At 35.7% G+C, this 1,950-nt stretch carries 3 protein-coding genes; all 3 read left to right on the forward strand.

The annotated features are described in order from the left end of the window. A partial coding sequence (locus ACO5V7_RS08860; RefSeq protein WP_485485893.1) for an MATE family efflux transporter occupies window positions 1-815 on the forward strand: 815 nt, incomplete at its 5' end. Between the two features lie 198 nt (window positions 816-1,013). Continuing rightward, entirely contained in the window at window positions 1,014-1,649 is a 636-nt protein-coding gene (gene gmk, locus ACO5V7_RS08865; protein ID WP_298648137.1) for a guanylate kinase, read from the forward strand. A 17-nt stretch (window positions 1,650-1,666) separates the two neighbouring features. After that, window positions 1,667-1,882 carry a DNA-directed RNA polymerase subunit omega gene (gene rpoZ / locus ACO5V7_RS08870; protein WP_485485894.1) on the forward strand — a complete coding sequence of 72 codons (216 nt, stop codon included), beginning with the start codon at window positions 1,667-1,669 and terminating at the stop codon, window positions 1,880-1,882. Window positions 1,883-1,950: the final 68 nt, after the last annotated feature.

Below are 1,950 nucleotides of genomic sequence, written 5' to 3' on the forward strand. Positions count from 1 at the left end.
CCATTTTGATTTATGGAATGTTTGGATTCCCGGCCTTAGGTGTTACTGGGGCTGCGATTTCGACTGCCTTATCAAATCTGATTGCGATGGTATTGAATGTTCGTTACATCTTATCTGGAAAGAGTGTGTTAAAACTAGACTTTAAGGAAAAATTTGAGTTTAGTTTTGATGTGATGCGTGATTTAGTGCGTATCGGTATTCCAACAGCATTAGAACAAATGGCTCTTCGTTTTGGGGTTATCATGTTCTTGAAAATTGTTTCTGGTTTAGGAAACAATGTGTATGCGGCTCACCAAATTGCCCTAAATGTACTATCTCTCTCATATTCCCCAGCCCAAGCTTTCGGTATTACAGCTTCGTCATTAATGGGACAATCGCTTGGTGCTAAAAATGAAAAATTGGCAGAGCGCTACACAAAAATGTGTCAGCGAATTGGTTTGGCTTTAGCGATTATGATGTCTGCTTCAATTTACCTTGGATCAACACTTTTAGCAGGGATGTATACTGATAATGTAGAAATTATTCAAAATACTGTGATTGCTTTATCCATTGTTGCATTTGTTCAACCATTCCAAAGTCATCAACTAATTACTTCTGGAGCCCTTCGTGGGGCAGGCGATACTGTGTGGCCACTGATTGCGATTTTCATCGGATCATGTGTGATTCGATTAAGTTTAGGATATGTATTTGTAAATTTCTTCGAATGGGGACTTGCTGGTGCATGGTATGCGGTCTTTATCGATCAATTTATTCGGGATATAATCATTCTCCTTCGTTTTAGAAGCGGACGATGGAAAAACATTCGAATTGCATAAAGGAAAGGATGGAATTTTCCAGCCTTTTTTGTTTTAGTGGTAAAGAAAGAGGAGGAGTTTACTGAAATGTTAGAAAATTGAAGGAAAACTTATGGAGATTGATTTTTTATTGATTTTCTTTATTTTTGATTGGTGCAATAACCGTGTTTGTGATACTATAGTAGAAAGATGTAAAGAGATTGGAGTTTTCAAACGATTATGGCAAGAAAAGGTTTATTAATCGTTTTATCTGGGCCTTCAGGTGTCGGAAAAGGAACAGTACGCGCGGCTATTTTTGCAAAAGGCAATCAAAAATTTGTGTACTCAGTATCTGCAACGACTCGTAAGCCAAGACCAGGTGAAGTGGATGGGAAAGATTATTTCTTCAAATCTAGAGAAGAATTTGAAGCTATGATTGCAAATAAAAAATTATTAGAATATGCTGAATATGTAGGGAACTACTATGGAACACCTTTAGAATATGTGCAAGAAACATTAGATAAAGGGAAAGATGTATTCTTAGAAATTGAAGTTCAGGGTGCGCTTCAAGTTCGCGAAGCAATGCCAGATGGGGTGTTTATCTTCTTAACACCACCTGATTTACATGAGCTAGAATCTCGCATCGTAAACCGTGGAACAGATTCAGACGAAGTGATTAGAAACCGTATGAAGATTGCAAGAGAGGAACTTAGTCTTATGAAGTATTATGATTACTCTGTTGTAAATGACAAAGTGGAAAATGCGGTACAACAAGTTGAAGCTATTATTCAAACTGAACATTTACGAATTCAACGAAATATAGAGAATATTGAAGAGTTTGAAGACGAGTTAGAAGAAATTTTAGAGGAAGAGTAGAAAGAGGGAAAGTTGTTATGATGTTATACCCATCAATCGATAAATTATTAAAAAAAATTGATTCAAAATATTCTTTAGTAATTCTTTCAAGCAAACGTGCACATGAATTACACCACAATGAACCAGCATTGTTAGAATACTATGAATCACATAAAAATGTTGGTCGTGCATTAGAAGAAATCGCAGTTGGAAAATTAACTATCCACGAAGATAGCAAACCAGAACATGTATAAATTAAATTTATGACTCTTTGTCAAATAGTGTTGATGAAGAATTTTAGGAAGGAATTAAGCAACTAATT

It is taken from the genome of Granulicatella sp., from assembly GCF_057274575.1.